Consider the following 17,891-nt stretch of genomic DNA (forward strand, 5'->3'; position numbering starts at 1 on the left):
AGCACAGCATGTCGAGGAGGAGCGTTGTCCACTACCGCGCCGTCTGACGGGCGCCCGACCCCGCGCAGGCGGGATCGCACCCATTTTCTCTACCTGGCGGTCATCGCTGCGGTCCTGCTCGGCATCGTCGTGGGGCTGGCCGCCCCGGACGTCGCCAAGAACCTCAAGCCGCTGGGTGACGGGTTCGTCGCGCTGATCAAGATGCTGATCAGCCCGATCATCTTCTGCACCATCGTGCTCGGCATCGGCTCGGTGGCCAAGGCGGCCAAGGTCGGCGCGGTCGGCGGCCTGGCCCTGGGCTACTTCGTGGTGATGTCCACGGTGGCGCTGGCCATCGGCCTGGTGGTCGGCAACGTGCTGCCGCACGCGGACAGCCTGCAGCTGACCGACGCCATGCGCAAGACCGGGGAAGCCCAGGTCAAGGGCGGTGAGGGACTGGCCGACTTCCTGCTCGGGATCATCCCCAAGACGCTGGTGTCCGCGTTCACCGAGGGCGAGGTGCTGCAGACGCTGCTGGTCGCCCTGCTGGCCGGGTTCGCCCTGCAGGCCATGGGCAAGACCGGCGCGCCGATCCTGCGCGGCATCGGGCACATCCAGCGGCTGGTGTTCCGCATCCTGGCGATGGTCATGTGGGTGGCCCCGGTGGGCGCGTTCGGCGCGATCGCCGGCGTGGTCGGCAACACCGGCGTCACCGCCCTGCGCGACCTGGCCCTGGTGATGGTGGGCTTCTACATCACCTGCGTGCTGTTCGTGGTGGTGGTGCTCGGCGCCCTGCTGTGGCTGGTGGCGCGGGTGAACATCTTCTCGCTGCTGCGCTACCTGGGCCGGGAGTTCCTGCTGATCCTGGGCAGCTCGTCGTCGGAGACCGCGCTGCCCCGGCTGATCGCGAAGATGGAGCACCTGGGCGTGAGCCGGTCGGTGGCCGGTATCACCGTGCCCACCGGCTACTCGTTCAACCTGGACGGCACCGCCATCTACCTGACCATGGCCTCGCTGTTCGTGGCCAACGCCATGGGCAAGCCGCTGTCGGTGGCCGAGCAGATCACCCTGCTGCTGTTCATGGTGATCGCGTCCAAGGGCGCGGCCGGGGTGTCCGGCGCCGGGCTGGCCACGCTGGCCGGTGGCCTGCAGTCGCACCGGCCCGAACTGGTCGACGGGGTCGGCCTGATCGTGGGCATCGACCGGTTCATGTCCGAGGCGCGGGCGCTGACCAACTTCGCCGGCAACTCGGTGGCCACGGTGCTGATCGGCACCTGGACCAAGGAGATCGACCGGGAGCAGATGCGCCGGGTGCTCGCCGGCCAGGACCCGTTCAACGAGGCGACCATGAACGACGAGCACGGCCCCGCCGCCGAGCAGGACGAGGCGGACGAGGCGGACGAGGGCGACGCGACCCCGGTCGGCGCCCCGGCGGGCAAGCGCGGCTGAGCCCGCCCGGACAGCCCGCGGGGCCAGCACGGGCGACGGCCCCGGCCCCGGTCAGCACCGGGGTCGGGGCACGCGTGCACCCGGCCGGGCCGGCCGGGACTCAGTCGTCGTCGCCGCCAGGGGGCAGGCCGTCGTAGATGCGCTTGCATTCCGGGCACACCGGGGACCCCGGCTTGGGTGCCCTGGTCACCGGGAAGACCTCGCCGCACAGCGCCACCACGTGCGTGCCCAGCACCGCGCTCTCCGCGATCTTGGCCTTGCGCACGTAGTGGAACATCTTCGGCGAGTCGTCGCCGGTCTGGTCGGTGGTCTCCGGGCGCGTCCCGGTGTCCGGCAGCGTCTGCGTGGGAGTGCTCACGGATTCCATGATGCCCCACGTCGCCGGCCCCCGTCCGGGCCAGCCAGCACCCCGCCCCGGGGCGTTGTCGCAGGCCGCCGGCTCGGGCTGGATTCGGGAAGGACACCTCCGGTCGGTCATGATGATTGCCGTGACAATGAGGATCGCTGACGAAGTCGCCGACGCACTGGCCGCCCAGCAGGCCGTGGTCGCGCTGGAGAGCACGCTGCTGGCCCACGGGCTGCCGCCGGGCCGCAACCGGGAGGTGGCCCAGCGGCTGGAGGACACGGTCCGGGCCGCCGGAGCGATCCCCGCCACCATCGCCGTGCTGGACGGACAGCCGGTGGTCGGGCTGAGCGCGGCCGAACTGGACCGGGTCTGCGCGCCCGACGCGGACCTGGTCAAGCTGTCCCGCCGGGACCTGGCGCCGGCCCTGGCGCTGGGCCGCTCCGGCGCCACCACCGTGGCCAGCACCGCCGCCCTGGCCGACGCCGCCGGCATCGGCGTGTTCGCCACCGGCGGCCTCGGCGGCGTGCACCGGGGCGCGCGGCTGTCCTGGGACGTCTCCGCCGACCTGGACGTGCTGGCCAGCACCCCGGTGCTGGTGGTCTGCTCCGGGGTGAAGTCGGTGCTGGACATCGGCGCCACCCTGGAGGTGCTGGAGACCCGCTCGGTGCCCGTGCTCGGCTACCGCACCGACGCCTTCCCCGCCTTCTACCTGCGTGAATCCGAGTTCGAGGTGCCGTGGCGGGTGGACGACGCCGCGCAGGCCGCCGCGGTGGTGGCCGCGCACCGCGCCCAGGTGCCCGGTGGCTCGGGCGTGCTGCTGGCCAACCCGGTGCCGGTCGACCACGAGATGCCCAGGGACCTGCACGACCGGCTGCTGGAGGAGGGCCTGGCCCTGCTCGCCGAGCGGCAGGTGCACGGCAAGGACGTCACCCCGGTGCTGCTGGAGCACTTCCACACCGCCAGCGGCGGGGTCAGCCTGGACGCCAACGAGGCGCTGGTGCTGTCCAACGCGGCACTCGCCGCCGAGACGGCCGTGGCCCTGGCCGGATGGCGGGAGTGAGCCGGAGCGCGCCCCTCGGCGGCCCGGTCATCGTGGTCGGCGACGCCGGCCTGGACGTGGTGGCCAGGTACACCGGACGCATCGTGCACGGCGGTGACAGCCGGGCCAGGGTGAGCATCGAACCGGGTGGGGCCGGCGCCAACACGGCCGCGTGGCTGGCGCAGTGCGGGGCGTCGCCGGTGCTGGTCGCCAGGGTCGGCGCGGACTCGGCCGGCCGGCAGGTGCACGCCGAACTCACCGCGATCGGGGTGCGCTGCGCGTTCGCCGTTGACCCGGACGCGGCGACCTGCTGCGTGGTGGTGCTGGTCGACGAGCACGGCCAGCGCACCATGCTGCCCGACCGGGGCGCCAACGCCCGGTTCTCCCCCGCCGACCTGGACCCGGCGCTGCTGGCCGGCGCCAGCCACCTGCACCTGTCCGGGTACGTGCTGCTGGACGCCTCGTCCCGGGCCGCGGGGCTGGCCGCGCTGGCCGCCGCGCACCGGGCCGGGCTGACCACGTCGGTGGACCCGCAGGCCGCGGCGCTGATCACCGACCCGGCCGGGTTCCTGGCCGCGATCCGGGGCGTGGACCTGCTGCTGCCCAACCAGGACGAGCTGGCCGCGCTGACCGGCAGCGGTGACCCGGCGGCCGCGCGCGAGCTGCTGGACGTGGTGGGCGCGGTCGCGGTGACCACCGGCGAGCAGGGCGCGAGCTGGGTGGACCAGGACGGGGTCGTGGCGGTGCCGGCCGAACCGGCGGTGTGCGTGGACTCCACCGGCGCGGGTGACGCGTTCGACGCCGGGCTGCTGGCCGCGTGGCTGGCCGGACGCGGTCCGGTCGAGGCGCTGCGGGCCGGGGTCGCGGCCGGGGCCAGCGCGGTGCGGCTGGTCGGCGCCCAGCCCGCCCGCCAGCAGCGCCCGGACACCGGACTGAACGGGTAGCGCCGGACGGTCAGTGCTAGCCAGTCAGGGCCGGACGGTCAGGGCTGGCCGCACGACAGGGCGGTGGCCCAGGACCCCGTGCCGGGCCTGGGCCACGTGAACTCGGTTCGCCGTCAGCCGTTGATGACCGGGTGCTGGCGGGGTTCGATCGCCCTGCGGTCGGGCCGGTACTTGTTGGCGTGCTCGGCCTTGCGCGGCGGCCGGTCGTTGGCGATCAGCACCGCCATCCACGGCAGCGGCACCGACAGCACCACGAACGCCAGGGCCAGCCACCACACCTGGTAGAACACCCCGGCCAGGACCAGGCACGGGATGCGCATGGACATCATGATCGCGTACTTGCGGCGGCGCGCGGCCTGCTGATCGTCGTAGGAGGGCGCGGCCTCGGTGATCAGGACCGGGGTGCCGTCTGGCTCGGGATTCTTCACGACACCACCTCCGGGTCCATCGTCCCACCGTCGCCCCCCATCCAACACCCGTCGGCGCGGGCGCGCCCGCCCGGGGGCCGGAACACCCGGCCGCCGCGTGCCGGGTCAGCCGGGGTTCAGCCAGGTCATCGCCGCGGTCACCAGGGCCCGCACGCCCACCGGCAGGGTGGGGTGGCGCTGCGGCGCGAAGCGGGGCGAGTGGATGGACGGGATGTCCTGGGCGAACCTGCCCTTGGCCTTGGCCCTGGCATAGCGCTCCGGGTCGCTGCAGCCGACCGTCCAGAACACCGAGGGCGCCTGGGCCGCGGCGCTGAGCACCCCGAAGTCCTCGCTGCCGGCGATCAGCTCCGACTCGAACACCTCGGTCGCGCCGAAGTGCTCGGCGAAGGCCGCCCACAGCCGGTGGGTCGCGGCCTCGTCGTTGACCAGCTGCGGGTAGGAGCTGACCCGTTCGATCTCCGGCGGCCGGGGTGCCGCGGCGGCGGCCGCCTCGGCCCGGACGATCCGCTCCACCGCGTCCAGCACCCGCTTCCGGACCGGCTCCTCGAAGGTGCGCACGCTCAGGCCCAGTTGGGCCTCGGCGGGGATCAGCGTCTCCGCGGTGCCCGCGTGGATCTGCCCGACGGTGAGCACCACCCGTTCGGCCGGGCTGACCTCCCGGGACACCACGGTCTGCAGCCGCATCACCGTGGCCGCCGCCAGCACCACCGGGTCGACCGACGCCTCCGGCCGCGCCGCGGACGCGCCCTGGCCGAACAGGCGCACGCGCAGCGCGTCCATCGCGGCCATCAGCGGCCCGGCCCGCATGCCGATCCTGGCGGCCGGCGCCGGGGAGACGTGCTGGCCGAACAGCACGTCGGGCCGGCCGAACCGGTCGAACAGGCCGTCATCGACCATGCGCTGGGCGCCCTCACCGGACTCCTCCCCCGGCTGGAACACCACCAGCAGCCGCCCGGCCCAGCGCCGGGGCCTGCGGGCGAGCAGGGCGGCGGCGCCGAGCAGCCAGGTGACGTGCATGTCGTGGCCGCAGGCGTGCATCACCGGCACCTCGCGGCCCTGCTCGGTCACCACGGTCTCCCGGCTCAGATAGGGCAGGCCGGTCAGCTCGGCCAGCGGCAGCGCGTCCATGTCGGCGCGCAGCAGCACCGTCGGCCCGTCACCGTTGGCCAGCTCCCCCACCACGCCGGTCCGCCCGATGCCGGCGCTGACCCGGTAGCCCAGCCGCCGCAGTTGCTGGGCCACCAGGTTGGCGGTGCGCCGCTCCTGGAAGGCCAGCTCCGGGTGCCGGTGCAGGTCCAGGTAGAAGTCCTCCAGCTGACCGAGCAGCCCGGTCAGCCCGGCCAGCGTCTCGCTCACCTCGGTCACCGCCGCCACGGCCACCCCTCTCCGGAATGGGCACTCGCTGGCAGCGTCCCCGAGACCTGCCCGGTGTGCCACTTGGCGGATACCATCAGCGGGTTCGGTATCCACGCAGGTGAGCGAGTGGACGATGGTGGCACTTGGCCGGCTGGTCGACGTGCTCACCAGCCTGGGCGGGCAGCTGGTCTGCGCGCCGCGCGGCCGGGACGTGCAGCTGCGCGGGGTGGCCCTGCACGATCCGGTCGAGCGCCCCTCGGCCGCCCCGGACGACGTGCTGCTCGGCCTGGGCACGGGCACGCCCTCGGCGGCGGCCCGGCTGGTGGCGCGCACCGCCGCGGCGGCGGTGGTGCTGCACGGGCACCCGCCCGTGGACGAGCGGGTGCTGGCCGCGGCGCGCCGCTCGGGCGCGGCCGTGCTGCTGATCGACCCGGCCGTGCCGTGGAGCCAGCTGGCCAACGCCGCCCAGACCCTGGTGCTGGGCGATCCCCGGCACGGCTCGGCCACCGAGGCCGGTGGTGACCTGTTCGCGCTGGCCGACGCGATCGCCGCGGTGGTGGACGGCCCGGTGACCATCGAGGACCAGCAGTCCCGGGTGCTCGCCTACTCCTACCGCCAGCAGGACGTGGACCCGGTGCGGGTGCAGACCATCCTGGGCCGGCGGGTGCCCGAGGAGGCCAGACGGGCCCTGGACGACTACGGCGTGTTCGACCACCTGGCCCGGTCGGCCGAGCCGCTGCTGGTGCCCAAGCTGACCGACAGCCTGGGCTGTCGGCTGGTCGCGGCGGTGCGCGCCGGGCGGGAGCTGCTCGGCTCGGTGTGGGTGGAGATCGACGAGGCGGACGGCGCGGAGCTGGCCCGGCGCAGCGCCGCCCTGCTGGACGGGGCGCGCGCCGCCGCGCTGCACCTGTTGCGGGCCAGGGCGCGGGCCGATCTGGAGCGCCAGGCCGAGGCGGACCTGGTGATCGGTCTGCTGGACGACGCCACCAGCGCGCCCGCGGCGCTGGCCCGGCTCGGCCTGCCCAGCACCGAGCTGCGGGTGATCGCGCTGCAGGCGCACGTCGGTGAGGGTGAGCACGGGGCGGCGCTGCTGGCCTTCGAGCGGGCCACCGCGGGCTTCGGCTGGTCCCGGCCGGGGCGCAGCGCCCTGTTCGGCAACGTGCTGTACACGGTGCTGCCGTGCGGTGAGGAGCCGGACCAGGCCCGCGCGTGGGTGCGCACGCTGGCCAGGGAGCTGCCGGCGGGAGCGACCGTGCGCGCCGGGATCGGTGGCTGCGCCGACGCCAACCAGCTGCCGATCAGCCGGCAGGAGGCGGACGAGTGCCTGGCGCTGCACACCGCTGACGGGGGCGACCCGCTGGTCTACGACGAGGCGTGGGCCCGGGTGCTGCTGCAGCGGCTGGCCGACGCCGCCGACGCCGGCCGGCTGCCCAGCCGGGGGCCCGTGGCCGACCTGCTGCGCCACGACGCGCACCACGGCACCCAGTACGCGGCCACCCTGGACGCGTGGCTGGCCGCCCAGGGGGACGTGCGCACGGCCGCGCGGCGGCTGGCGGTGCACCCGAACACGCTGCGCTACCGGTTGGCGCGGCTGAGCGAGGTGACCCCGGTGCGGCTGGACGACCCGGCGCAGCGGCTGGCCATGGCGGTGGCGCTGGCCGTGGCCGCCCGGCGCGGGCAGGTGCCGTCGGCGCCGGCCGACCAGGACCAGCGGCCGGCCCAGTAGACCGGCGCGCCGGCGTGGGATGTCACCCACATGGCCCTGTTTGGAAATGCGACTCGGGGGGTTTGCAAAGTCGACTCGCGCGGTGGTGGTGGGCGGTGGGGGTCGGGGGCGCGTGCGAGCATGGGGCCGTGGTTCCTGATCTCTCACCGAGCTTCTGCGCGCGGCTGCGCGAGGCCTTCCGCACCGCCGGCTACCAGGCCGATGACGTCGTCGACCTGCTGGGTTCCGAGGCGCACGCCGCGCTCGGGCGGGGCGAGCCGGAGCCGGCGCGGCGGGCCAGCCTGGACGGCGGCCAGCTGGGCACGCTGGTCCGGCTGTTCCTGCTCGGCGACGCCGAGCCGGTCGCCGACGTGCGCGCGGCCCTGGCCCCGCTGTCGCTGGACGAGGCGGTCGCGGCCGAGCTGCTGGCCCCGGCCGAGTCCGCCGACCAGCTGCGGGCCGGCCTGGACGTGCGCCCGCACGGCACGGACACCGAGTCCTGGTGGGTGATCGCCGACCTGGACGCCGACCAGCGGCGCGGCCAGGTGCGCGCCGACCACGTGCTGGGTGTGGGCCACGCCTCGCTGAGCCTGGCCAGGGCCACCGCGCGCCGGCCCGTGGACACCCTGCTCGACCTGGGCACCGGCTGCGGCGTGCAGGCACTGCACGCCAGCGGGCACGCGCGCCGGATCACCGCCACCGACCTGGCCCCGCGCGCCCTGGCGCTGGCCGCCGGCACGTTCCGGCTCAACGAGCTGGACGTCGAGCTGCTGGCCGGCCCGTGGTTCGAGCCGGTGGCCGGCCGGCGGTTCGACCAGGTGGTGTGCAACCCGCCGTTCGTGGTGGGCCCGCCCCGGGTCGACTTCGTCTACCGCGACTCGGGCCTGGCCGGGGACGGGGCCAGCGCCCTGGTCGTCAACCAGCTGCCCGGCCACCTCACCGAGGGCGGCACCGGCCAGCTGCTGGCGTCCTGGCTGCACGTGCGCGGCCAGGACTGGGCCGACCGGGTGAGCGGGTGGCTGCCCGGCGGCGACGCCGTGGACGCCTGGTTCGTGCAGCGGGACGTGGCCGACCCCGCGCTGTACGTGGGCACCTGGCTGCGCGACGCCGGCATCGACCCGCGCTCGCCGCAGGGCCGGGAGCAGTCCTCGGCGTGGCTGGACTGGTTCGAGGCCAACGACGTGGCGGGCATCGGCTTCGGGTTCGTCACGCTGCGGCCGGCGCCCGCCGGCCAGGGCCAGGTGGTGTGCGAGGACCTGCGGCACGCCTTCGACGACCCGCTGGGGCCGGAGAGCGCGGCCTGGCTGGACCGGGTCGACTGGCTGCGCCGCAACGGCTCGGCCGACCGGTTGCTGGCGGCCCGGCTGGTGGTGCCGCCCACGGTGGCGCTGGAGGAGATCGCCGAGCCGGGCGAGGACGGCTGGCGGACCGTGGTGCGGCGGCTGCACCGCGGCGACGGCCCCGGCTGGCAGCAGGAGCTGGACGAGCTGGCCGCGGCCCTGCTGGCCGGCTGCCGCGGTGCCATGCCCCTGGCCGACCTGCTCGACCTGCTGGCGTTCGGGCACGGGCTGCCCACGGACGCGCTGGTGGCCGCGGCCCTGCCGGTGGTGCGCGACCTGGTGCGCTACGGCATGGTCGTGCCGGCCGAGTGGCTGCCCGCCGGGCAGGCGTCCGGGGTGGACACCGCGGGGGCCCGGTGAGGGCGGTCGCGGCCCGGGTCAGCAGCGCCAGTGTGACCGTGGGTGACGAGGTGGTCGGCGCGATCGACGAGCCGGGTCTGCTGGTGCTGCTGGGGATTCACCACGACGACACCGCCGAGCAGGCCGCGACCATGGCCCGCAAGCTGCACGAGCTGCGGGTGCTGCGCGACGAGCGGTCGTGCGCCACCTCGGGCGCGCCCCTGCTGGTGGTGAGCCAGTTCACGCTCTACGGCGACACCCGCAGGGGCCGGCGTCCCTCGTGGACCGCGGCGGCCCGGCCGGAGCAGGCCGAACGGCTGGTCAACGCGGTGGTGGCGGAGTTGCGGGCGCGGGGCGCGCGGGTGGAAACCGGGCGGTTCGGCGCGATGATGTCGGTGCGCAGCGAGAACGACGGGCCGTTCACGGTGTTGGTCGAAGTCTGAAGAAGCGCCGCGGTGGGCGGGCGTCGGGTCGGGACTCCCGCTCTCTCAGCCAATCCTCAGGATTCGCGGCGCAACCGGTGTGAGGGCTGCGACGTCTTCCAGCGTGAGGAGTCGGGAACGAATTTCCATTCGAACTCGTTTCCCCAAGTGTCCAGCCAGACAGGCGATGGGTATCCCCCGGGTGGCCACGCCGGAAAGGCTCGCCGCGCAGCGCAGCGCCGGTATGTGACGTGTCCGCACGCCAGCCCGCGAAAGGGGAGGGAGCACCATGACCGTCCCACAGAACAACGACCACGAGCTCGTCGCCGAGGCCGACCTCGACGCGCAGGGGCCAGCCGCCGACCTGGTCCGCGTCTACCTGAACGGGATCGGGCGGACCGCCCTGCTCACCGCGGCCCAGGAAGTCGATCTCGCCAAGCGGATCGAGGCGGGCGTCTTCGCCAGGCACATGCTGGACACCGCCAAGCGGCTGCCCCCGGAGCGGCGCGCCGAGCTGAACGAGCTGGTGCGGGACGGCAATCTGGCCAAGAACCATCTGCTGGAAGCCAATCTGCGGCTGGTCGTTTCTCTTGCCAAGCGTTACACCGGGCGCGGAATGCCGCTTCTTGATCTGATCCAGGAAGGCAACCTGGGCCTGATCCGCGCGGTGGAGAAGTTCGACTACACCAAGGGTTACAAGTTCTCCACATACGCGACGTGGTGGATCAGGCAGGCCATCACTCGTGGAATGGCGGATCAGGGGCGAACCATCCGACTGCCCGTCCACCTGGTGGAGCAGGTAAACAAACTCGCGCGGATCAAGCGTGATCTGCACCAGCAACTGGGGCGCGAGGCCACAAATGTCGAACTCGCCAAGGAATGCGGCCTGACCCCGGAGAAGGTTTCCGATCTGCTCGACCACGCGCGCGACCCGGTGAGCCTGGACATGCCGGTCGGCGCCGAGGAGGACGCCCCGCTGGGCGACTTCATCGAGGACGCCGAGGCCACCGACGCCGAGGGCGCGGTGATTTCCGGCCTGTTGCAGGACGACCTGCGCCGGGTACTGGCCACCCTGGACGAACGGGAGCAGGCGGTGATCCGGCTGCGCTACGGCCTGGAGGACGGCCAGCCCAAGACGCTGGACCAGATCGGCAAGCGGTTCGGGCTGTCCCGGGAGCGGGTCCGGCAGATCGAGCGGGAGGTCATGGCCAAGCTCAGGCAGGGTGACCGGGCGGAACGACTGCGCGCCTACGCGAGCTGATGCGCTCGGTGAACTCGCTCTCCCCCTGAATCACCTGTTTGGACGCATTGACTTGTGACTGAAATCACGGCACGGTCTTGCGTAGTCACAGACCACGCGGCGCGGGTCGCTCAGCACAACCGCCGTCGCGCACTGAGGAAGGTCGGGGCCGTCGGGGTCGGGCCCGGCCTTCCGCCTATTTCCGGGTTTTCCCACTCCTCCGGCTTTTCCGGCTGCTCCGTGTCGTCCGGCTCCACTGGTCGTCGTCCGGTTCTTCCGCGGCGCCCGGCGCTGCTGGCTGGTCGGCTCTGCCGGGCCGGCCGGGCTTCGCGGTCCGTCAGGCCGACTCGGCCAGCCTGGCCAGTTCTTCGGCCAGCCTGGCCCGGCAGAACCGGTCGCGCGGCAGGTTCGTCGGATCGTCCACATAGCCCCGTGGGCTGGCCTCCACCACCATCACCAGGTCCAGGTAGGCGCGGTAGAGGGTGAGCCGCCGCCGCAGCGCCGGGGTGAACTCCACCCGTCCCCCGGCCGCCCGGTAGCCGGCCAGGAAGTCGGCATCCGCCTCGATGTCGGCGAACAGCGCCAGCGACACGAAGTCGGCGCACTCGTCGCCCCAGAACGCCCGCTCCGGGTCGATCAGCCCGGTCACCCTCGGCCGGCCGGGTTCGGTCAACGCCACGAACACGTTGCCCTCCCACAGGTCGAAGTGCACCAGGCGGGGCGTGGTCACCTCGTCCAGCACGTCCGCCGCCGACCGGACCAGCGCGGCGATCTCGGGCACCGGCAGCGGTAACGCGACCCGGTAGCGCACGGCGTCGTCCAGCACCGCGTCCACCATGGCCAGAAACGCCGCCCGCCAGGTGTCCGCACGCAGCCCGGCACCGGGTTGCGGGTAGCCGAACTCCGGGCCCGCGATGGTGTGCAGCCGGGCGGTCAGGCCGCCCAGCTGGTGGCGCAGCGCACGGCGCACCGGCTCGGTCAGTTCTTCCCGCACCGCCGGCCACGGCTGCCCGGGCAGCGCGGTCACCAGCAGGTAGTCCCGGTCCAGCACGGCCTGGTCGAACCCGGTCGCCACCACCGCGGGCACCGGAACCCCGCCGGCCGCACCGACCAGCTCGTAGACCATGGCCTCGGTGCGCAGCAGGTCGTGTTCGTAGCGCAGCAACGCCGTGCCGGCCGGCGGCGCCACCTTGAGCACCAGCTCGCCGCCGCTGGCCAGGCGCAGCCGGTAGGCCGTGTTGAACGTGCCGTCGGTCAACTCGACGTGCCCGACCAGCCGCTCACCCGCCCCGCACGCCGCCCGCACGATCTCGGCGAGCTGTGCGTCGGTCACCGGCGCCTTGGTTCGACTGTCCACCGCGTGCCCCCTCTCCACCGCGACTGGTGTCCGATCCTCCTAGACACAGATCACAGCGCGCCAGGTGGGCCTCGGCGGGGGCGGGCACGGTACTTTCCCTCGGGTATCCCAGATTGCGCGCAAGGGAGCCCGCGACGTGCCCACCACCACGTTCCAGTACACCGACATGCTGCCGCTCGGCCAGGACAACCACACCGAGTACCGGCTGGTCTCCTCGGACGGCGTGAGCGTTGTCGAAGCCGCTGGACGCCGCTTCCTCCAGGTCGACCCGGCCGCGTTGACCCTGCTGGCCAAGGAAGCGATCCGGGACATCCAGCACCTGCTGCGGTCCTCGCACCTGGCCCAGCTGCGGGCCATCGTGGACGACCCGGAGGCCAGCGGCAACGACCGGTTCGTGGCCATGGACCTGCTGCGCAACGCCTGCATCTCCGCGGGTGGCGTGCTGCCGATGTGCCAGGACACCGGCACCGCGATCGTGGTCGGCAAGCGCACCGAGTCGGTGCTGACCGGTGGCACCGACGAGGAGGCGCTCTCGCGCGGCATCTTCGACGCCTACCAGGAGCTGAACCTGCGCTACTCGCAGCTGGCTCCGGTGTCGTTCTGGGAGGAGCGCAACACCGGCAGCAACCTGCCCGCCCAGATCGAGCTGTACGCGGCGCCGGGCACCGAGCCGCGCTACGAGTTCCTGTTCATGGCCAAGGGCGGCGGCAGCGCCAACAAGACGTTCCTGTACCAGGAGACCAAGGCGCTGCTCAACCCGAGCCGGCTGGCCAAGTTCCTCGACGAGAAGCTGCGCAGCCTGGGCACGGCCGCCTGCCCGCCCTACCACCTGGCGATCGTGGTCGGCGGCACCTCGGCCGAGTACAACCTCAAGGTCGCCAAGCTCGCCTCCGCCCGCTACCTGGACAACCTGCCCACCGAGGGTTCCGCGCTGGGACACGGTTTCCGCGACGTGGACCTGGAACAGCAGGTGCTGGAGATGACCAGGCAGTTCGGCATCGGCGCGCAGTTCGGCGGCAAGTACTTCTGCCACGACGTGCGGGTGATCCGGCTGCCCCGGCACGGTGCGTCCTGCCCGGTCGGCATCGCCGTGTCCTGTTCGGCCGACCGCCAGGCCAAGGCCAAGATCACGCCCGAGGGCGTGTTCCTGGAACAGCTGGAGCGCGACCCGGCCCGGTTCCTGCCCGAGGTCACCGACACCGACCTGTCCGACGAGGTGGTGCGGATCGACCTGAACCGGCCGATGGCCGAGATCCGCGCCGAGTTGGCCAAGCTGCCGGTGAAGACGCGGCTGTCGCTGACCGGCCCGCTGGTGGTGGCCCGCGACATCGCGCACGCCAAGATCAAGGAGCGGCTGGACGCGGGTGAGCCCATGCCGCAGTACCTGCGCGACCACGCCGTGTACTACGCCGGCCCGGCCAAGACGCCCGAGGGGTACGCGTCCGGTTCGTTCGGCCCGACCACGGCCGGCCGGATGGACTCCTATGTGGAGCAGTTCCAGGCGGCCGGCGGTTCCCTGGTGATGCTGGCCAAGGGCAACCGCTCCCGCCAGGTCACCGAGGCCTGCCAGCGGCACGGCGGGTTCTACCTGGGTTCGATCGGTGGTCCGGCCGCGCGGCTGGCCCAGGACTGCATCCGCAAGGTCGAGGTGCTGGAGTACCCGGAACTGGGCATGGAGGCGGTCTGGCGCATCGAGGTCGAGGACTTCCCCGCGTTCGTCGTGGTCGACGACAAGGGCAACGACTTCTTCGCCGAGTCCGCCGCGCCCACCCTGCAGATCTCGTTCCGCCGCTGACGCGACCGCGCGGTCAGCGGGTCGACCACCGGCCCGCTGACCGCGCGGTGTCCGTGTCGCGTTCGGTCGGTTCGGTCACTTCTGCTCGGTCCGCTCGGTCAGCACCACGGTCCGCTCGCCCAGCGGCTGGTCGATCCGCACGCTCAGCGGCGGGTAGCGCAGATCCATGGTGCACAACTGCTCCCCGGCGGGCACGGTCTCGACCAGGTCGATGGCCACGGCCGCGGCGGACTGCCCGGTCACCTCGGCGCGGACCTTGCCGCAGCCGCCCTCCTGGCCGGTCACGCCCACGGTCGTGCCGTCGCCCTCGGTCCACACCTGCACCGGGTACCCCTCGGGCAGCGCGGTCGCGTCCACCCGGTCACCGGGCACGGCCGTGCCCCCGTTGGGCACCACCTGGTCCGAAGTGGACGGATCAGCCGAGCTGCTCGGCGGGTTCGGCGAGGTGGTCAACACCGTTCCGGAGCCACCGCTCCCGGATCCGGCCGCGACGCTGTCCCGCTCCGATGGCGCGCACGCACTCGCCACCACCAGCAGCAGACCAGCGCCCACCACGGTTGCCATGCGTTCTGTGCGTTTCATGTCCAGAGGACGGAGCACCCCGCCGCCGGGGTTGCCCGGAACCGGGAATTCGCTGTGGGCCGGTCCCGCCGGCGCGCGGCCGGCGGGACCTGTCCTCGGGCCGGGTTCACCCACATGGCCCTGCCTGAACTGTCGACTCGCGGGGTTTGCAAAGTCAACTCGCGAGGTGGGTGACGGCGTGGCGGAGGGCGGCGAGGCGGGCGGGTGAGGCCATGCCGGCGTGGTAGAGGTGGAACTCGCGCACGCCCTCGGCCTGGTACTGGCGCAGGTGGTCGGCGAGCAGGGCGCCGTCGGCCGGGGTGGGCGGCAGCGCCAGCACGTAGCCGGCGAGCCGGGTGTCCGGGCCGGCCAGCTCGCGCAGCGCGCGGATGCCCGGGATGCTGCGCTCCGGGCCCTGCCAGCAGTTCACCGTGAGCACGTCCACGTCGGCGGCCACCGCCGGGGCGACCGTGGCGAACGGGCCGGTGGCCCACTCGTCGGCGTTGGCGTGCACGACCACCCGGGTGTCCGGGGCCAGTTCGCGGACCCGGCCGACCAGCAGCTGGCGCAGGTCCCTGGCCACGCCGGTGCGCACCGCCGACAGCGCGGCGGCCAGTTCCCCGCCAAGGGCCTCGGCCACGCTGGCCGGCTCACCGCCGTCCACGCCGGCCCGCACCCGGGCGGCCAGCTCCGCCATGTCCAGACCGGCGTCGGTGTAGCGCTGGCGGCAGCCGGCGCAGAAGCACAGCGACAGCAGGCTCTGCCGGACCGGGCCCCAGTCGGCGCCCTCGGTCTTCTCGTGGTGGCCGCCGTGCACCACGCCCAGCGGGCCGCACGCCTCCAGGATGATCCCGTCCGGCGCGCCCACCTCGATCACCTCGGACACCAGGGTGTGGCAGTAGTCCACGACCTCGGCGTTGGCCGGGCACAGCGCGTACGGGTAGTGGTCGCCGAAGGCGTTGCGCACGCTCAGCTCGGGGTGGGCCGAGCCGAGCCGGCTGGCGTGGGTGAGCACGGTCCACGCGTGGACCGGCAGGCCGGTGGCGCGCACCGCGGCGGCGGCCTGGCCGAACGAGTTGCCCGCGAACGGGCCCTCACCGTCCACCCAGGACGGTCCGGCCGGGGCCAGCCGTCGGCCCCGCCACACGTGTTCCCGCACCGGCAGGTAGAACGCGGCGTGCCGGGCGTCCACCAGGCGGTGCGTCGGGTGCAGCGGGGTGTCCGCCCGCACGGTGTGGTAGGAGGCGGCCAGGGCCACCGCGTCCACGCCCAGTCCGGCGATGCGCCCGGCCGCGTCCGGGTCGCCGATGAGGTCCCACGGGTAGGCGTGGGCCACGGCGCGCACCTCGTCGGCCGCCTGTCCCGGCGCCGCCGCCGGGTTGTCCGCCTGGGTCACCACCTGGGCTGCTTCCTCTCGTAGCTCGGGTCGACGGTGCGCATGTACCCGGTGTCGTCGCGCTGGCGGATGCCGCAGGTCCGGTAGTTCTCGGCGAGCCGGGCCAGCACGTCGCGGTCCAGCTCCACGCCGAGCCCCGGCCCGGCCGGCACCGGCACCGCCCCGTCCACAAAGGACAGAACACCGGGCTTGACCACGTCGTCGGCCCGGTTCCACGGGTAGTGCGTGTCGCAGGCGTAGTTCAGGTTGGGGGTGGCCGCGGCCAGGTGGGTCATGGCGGCCAGGCTGATGCCCAGGTGCGAGTTGGAGTGCATGGACAGGCCGATGCCGAAGGTGTCGCAGATCGCGGCGAGGTGGCGCGAGCGGGTCAGCCCGCCCCAGTAGTGGTGGTCGGACAGGATGACCTGCACGGCGTTCTGCGCCACGGCCGGGGCCAGGTGCTCGAACGCGACCACGCACATGTTGGTGGCCAACGGCATCGGCGCCTCGCGGGCCACCTCGGCCATGCCCGGGATGTCCGGGGTGGGGTCCTCCAGGTACTCCAGCACCCCGTCCAGTTCCCTGGCCACCTCAAGCGAGGTCCGCGGGGTCCACGCGGTGTTCGGGTCCAGCCGCAGCGGGTGGTCGGGGAAGGCCGCGCGCAGCGCGCGGATCGCCTCGATCTCCTGTTCCGGCGGGAACACCCCGCCCTTGAGCTTGATCGAGCCGAACCCGTACTCGTCGATCATCTTCCGGGCCTGGGCGACCACACCGGCCGGGTCCAGGGCCGCGCCCCACTCGTCGGGCTCGGCGTCGGGGTGGCCGGCCCACTTGTAGAACAGGTAGGCGCTGTAGGGGACGGCGTCGCGCACGGCGCCGCCGAGCAGGTCGGCCACGGGCCGGCCGACGGCCTTGCCCTGGATGTCCAGCAGCGCCACCTCGAACGCGGAGAACACCCGGTTGACCGTGCCCTCCGGGGTGATCTGCCCGGTCAGGCCGTGCTTGTCCGCGCCGGTCGCACCGCCGAGCGTGGCGGCCACCTCGGCGTGCACCCGGTTGAGCGCGTAGACGTCCACACCGGACAGTGCGGGCGCGACCGCGCGCAGCCGCTCCAGGTGGCCGAGGTCACCGTAGGTCTCGCCGAGCCCGGTCAGCCCCTCGTCGGTGTGCACCTCGACGATGGTGCGCAGCGCCCACGGCTCGTGCACGCCGGTGGCGTTGAGCAGGGGCGGGTCGCGGAAGGCGACCGGGGTGAGCACGATGTCGGTGATCTTCATGAACGCTCCTCCACCAGCGTGCGGCCGGCGTGCACGATGCGCGCCAGTTCGGCCAGGTGTTCCTCGGTGGGGTCGACCAGCGGCGGGCGGACCCCGCCGACGGCCAGCCCGCCCGCTCTGACCCCGGCCTTGACCAGGGACACGGCATAGCCGGGCACCCTGTCGCGCAGTTCCACCAGCGGCCGGTAGAACGTGGTGAGCAGGGCCGTCACCAGGTCGGTGTCGCCGTCGCGCAGGGCCCGGTAGAAGGCCAGGGAGATCTCGGGTGCGAAGCAGAACACCGCCGAGGAGTACAGGTCCACGCCGATGCCCCGGTAGGCCGGCTGGGTCAGTTCGGCGGTGGGCAGGCCGTTGAAGAACTGGAACGGCTTGTCCACCTCGGCGCGCACCGCGAGCACGATGCGGTGCAACAGGTCCAGGTCGCCAAGGCCGTCCTTGAGGCCGACCACGGTGGGCAGCCTGGCCACCTCGACCGCGCTGCTCGGCGTGAACACCGCGTTGTTGCGCTGGTAGACGATGACCGGCAGGTCGGTGGCGCCGGCCACGGCGGCGATGTAGCGGGTCAGCCCCTGCGGCGGGCTGGCCACCAGGTAGGGCGGGAGCAGCAGCAGGCCGTCCGCGCCGGCGCGCGCCGCGGCCCGTGCGTAGGTCGTGGCCAGCGGCAGGGCCCCGCCGGCGCCGGCGAACACCGGCACGCGACCGGCGACGGTGTTCACTGCCACGCGCACGACGCGCTCGAACTCGGCGGGTTCGAGCGCGTGGAACTCCCCGGTGCCGCAGGCGACGAACACCCCGCCCGGACCGGCGGCCACGCCCCGGTCGACGTGCTCGGCCAGCACGTCCTCAGCGAGCGCGCCGGTCGGGTCGAAGGGCGTCACGGGAAAGAAGAGCACACCGTCCAAATGCATACAGACCCCATCATCTCGCTGGTAGGCGTGG

The 17,891-nt window shown here is 73.5% G+C and carries 16 protein-coding genes; 8 read left to right on the top strand and 8 right to left on the bottom strand.

Translation table 11 applies throughout. From position 1 onward, the window contains the following. Positions 1-24 precede the first annotated feature (24 nt). Positions 25-1,428, top strand: a complete 1,404-nt coding sequence (locus LX83_RS26430; protein ID WP_301328926.1) for a cation:dicarboxylate symporter family transporter — start codon at positions 25-27, stop codon at positions 1,426-1,428. A 100-nt stretch (positions 1,429-1,528) separates the two neighbouring features. Here the strand turns inward: LX83_RS26430 and LX83_RS26435 are convergent, their stop codons facing one another. Next, positions 1,529-1,795 carry a DUF3039 domain-containing protein gene (locus LX83_RS26435; RefSeq protein WP_253776076.1) on the bottom strand — a complete coding sequence of 89 codons (267 nt, stop codon included), beginning with the start codon at positions 1,793-1,795 and terminating at the stop codon, positions 1,529-1,531. Between the two features lie 112 nt (positions 1,796-1,907). Between LX83_RS26435 and LX83_RS26440 the strand changes: the two genes are divergently transcribed. Both LX83_RS26440 and LX83_RS26445 read left to right on the top strand, forming a co-directional pair. Next, positions 1,908-2,834, top strand: a complete 927-nt coding sequence (locus tag LX83_RS26440; protein ID WP_301328927.1) for a pseudouridine-5'-phosphate glycosidase — start codon at positions 1,908-1,910, stop codon at positions 2,832-2,834. Continuing rightward, positions 2,822-3,757, top strand: a complete 936-nt coding sequence (locus tag LX83_RS26445) for a carbohydrate kinase family protein (RefSeq protein WP_253776079.1) — start codon at positions 2,822-2,824, stop codon at positions 3,755-3,757. Before LX83_RS26440 ends, LX83_RS26445 begins: the two co-directional genes overlap by 13 nt. A gap of 113 nt (positions 3,758-3,870) precedes the next feature. Here the strand turns inward: LX83_RS26445 and LX83_RS26450 are convergent, their stop codons facing one another. Together LX83_RS26450 and LX83_RS26455 are read right to left on the bottom strand one after the other, a co-directional pair. Then, positions 3,871-4,185, bottom strand: coding sequence for a DUF3099 domain-containing protein (locus LX83_RS26450; RefSeq protein WP_253776082.1), 315 nt, complete (start codon positions 4,183-4,185; stop codon positions 3,871-3,873). Between the two features lie 105 nt (positions 4,186-4,290). Next, entirely contained in the window at positions 4,291-5,559 is a 1,269-nt protein-coding gene (locus LX83_RS26455; RefSeq protein ID WP_253776085.1) for an amidohydrolase, read from the bottom strand. A gap of 115 nt (positions 5,560-5,674) precedes the next feature. Between LX83_RS26455 and LX83_RS26460 the strand changes: the two genes are divergently transcribed. From LX83_RS26460 to LX83_RS26475, 4 genes are all read left to right on the top strand, one after another. Then, a complete protein-coding gene (locus LX83_RS26460) occupies positions 5,675-7,267 on the top strand; it encodes a PucR family transcriptional regulator (protein ID WP_253776087.1) in 1,593 nt (530 codons plus the stop codon). A gap of 128 nt (positions 7,268-7,395) precedes the next feature. Further along, complete coding sequence (locus tag LX83_RS26465; RefSeq protein ID WP_253776089.1) at positions 7,396-8,946, top strand: DUF7782 domain-containing protein; 1,551 nt, start codon at positions 7,396-7,398, stop codon at positions 8,944-8,946. Beyond that, the gene (dtd, locus tag LX83_RS26470) at positions 8,943-9,368 is read left to right on the top strand and encodes a D-aminoacyl-tRNA deacylase (protein WP_253776092.1); all 426 of its coding nucleotides are present in this window, start codon (positions 8,943-8,945) and stop codon (positions 9,366-9,368) included. The genes LX83_RS26465 and dtd overlap by 4 nt, the downstream gene beginning before the upstream one ends. Positions 9,369-9,636: 268 nt before the next feature. Next, positions 9,637-10,608, top strand: coding sequence for a sigma-70 family RNA polymerase sigma factor (locus LX83_RS26475; protein WP_253776095.1), 972 nt, complete (start codon positions 9,637-9,639; stop codon positions 10,606-10,608). Between the two features lie 316 nt (positions 10,609-10,924). Here the strand turns inward: LX83_RS26475 and LX83_RS26480 are convergent, their stop codons facing one another. Further along, entirely contained in the window at positions 10,925-11,944 is a 1,020-nt protein-coding gene (locus LX83_RS26480) for a phosphotransferase family protein (RefSeq protein ID WP_253776098.1), read from the bottom strand. Positions 11,945-12,110: 166 nt separating this feature from the next. Here LX83_RS26480 and LX83_RS26485 point away from each other — a divergent pair, with 166 nt between their 5' ends. Then, entirely contained in the window at positions 12,111-13,739 is a 1,629-nt protein-coding gene (locus tag LX83_RS26485; protein ID WP_253776269.1) for a fumarate hydratase, read from the top strand. Positions 13,740-13,814: 75 nt separating this feature from the next. Here the strand turns inward: LX83_RS26485 and LX83_RS26490 are convergent, their stop codons facing one another. The 4 genes from LX83_RS26490 to LX83_RS26505 all read right to left on the bottom strand — a co-directional run bounded on the left by LX83_RS26490 (position 13,815) and on the right by LX83_RS26505 (position 17,860). Next, the gene (locus tag LX83_RS26490; RefSeq protein WP_253776101.1) at positions 13,815-14,321 is read right to left on the bottom strand and encodes a hypothetical protein; all 507 of its coding nucleotides are present in this window, start codon (positions 14,319-14,321) and stop codon (positions 13,815-13,817) included. Between the two features lie 154 nt (positions 14,322-14,475). Continuing rightward, positions 14,476-15,699, bottom strand: coding sequence for a hypothetical protein (locus LX83_RS26495; protein ID WP_253776103.1), 1,224 nt, complete (start codon positions 15,697-15,699; stop codon positions 14,476-14,478). Continuing rightward, a complete protein-coding gene (locus LX83_RS26500; protein ID WP_253776105.1) occupies positions 15,693-16,952 on the bottom strand; it encodes a glucarate dehydratase family protein in 1,260 nt (419 codons plus the stop codon). The genes LX83_RS26495 and LX83_RS26500 overlap by 7 nt, the downstream gene beginning before the upstream one ends. Beyond that, positions 16,949-17,860 carry a 5-dehydro-4-deoxyglucarate dehydratase gene (locus LX83_RS26505; protein WP_253776107.1) on the bottom strand — a complete coding sequence of 304 codons (912 nt, stop codon included), beginning with the start codon at positions 17,858-17,860 and terminating at the stop codon, positions 16,949-16,951. The genes LX83_RS26500 and LX83_RS26505 overlap by 4 nt, the downstream gene beginning before the upstream one ends. Positions 17,861-17,891 lie beyond the last annotated feature (31 nt).

The sequence above is a fragment of the Goodfellowiella coeruleoviolacea genome (assembly GCF_024171785.1).
Taxonomy (GTDB): domain Bacteria; phylum Actinomycetota; class Actinomycetes; order Mycobacteriales; family Pseudonocardiaceae; genus Goodfellowiella; species Goodfellowiella coeruleoviolacea.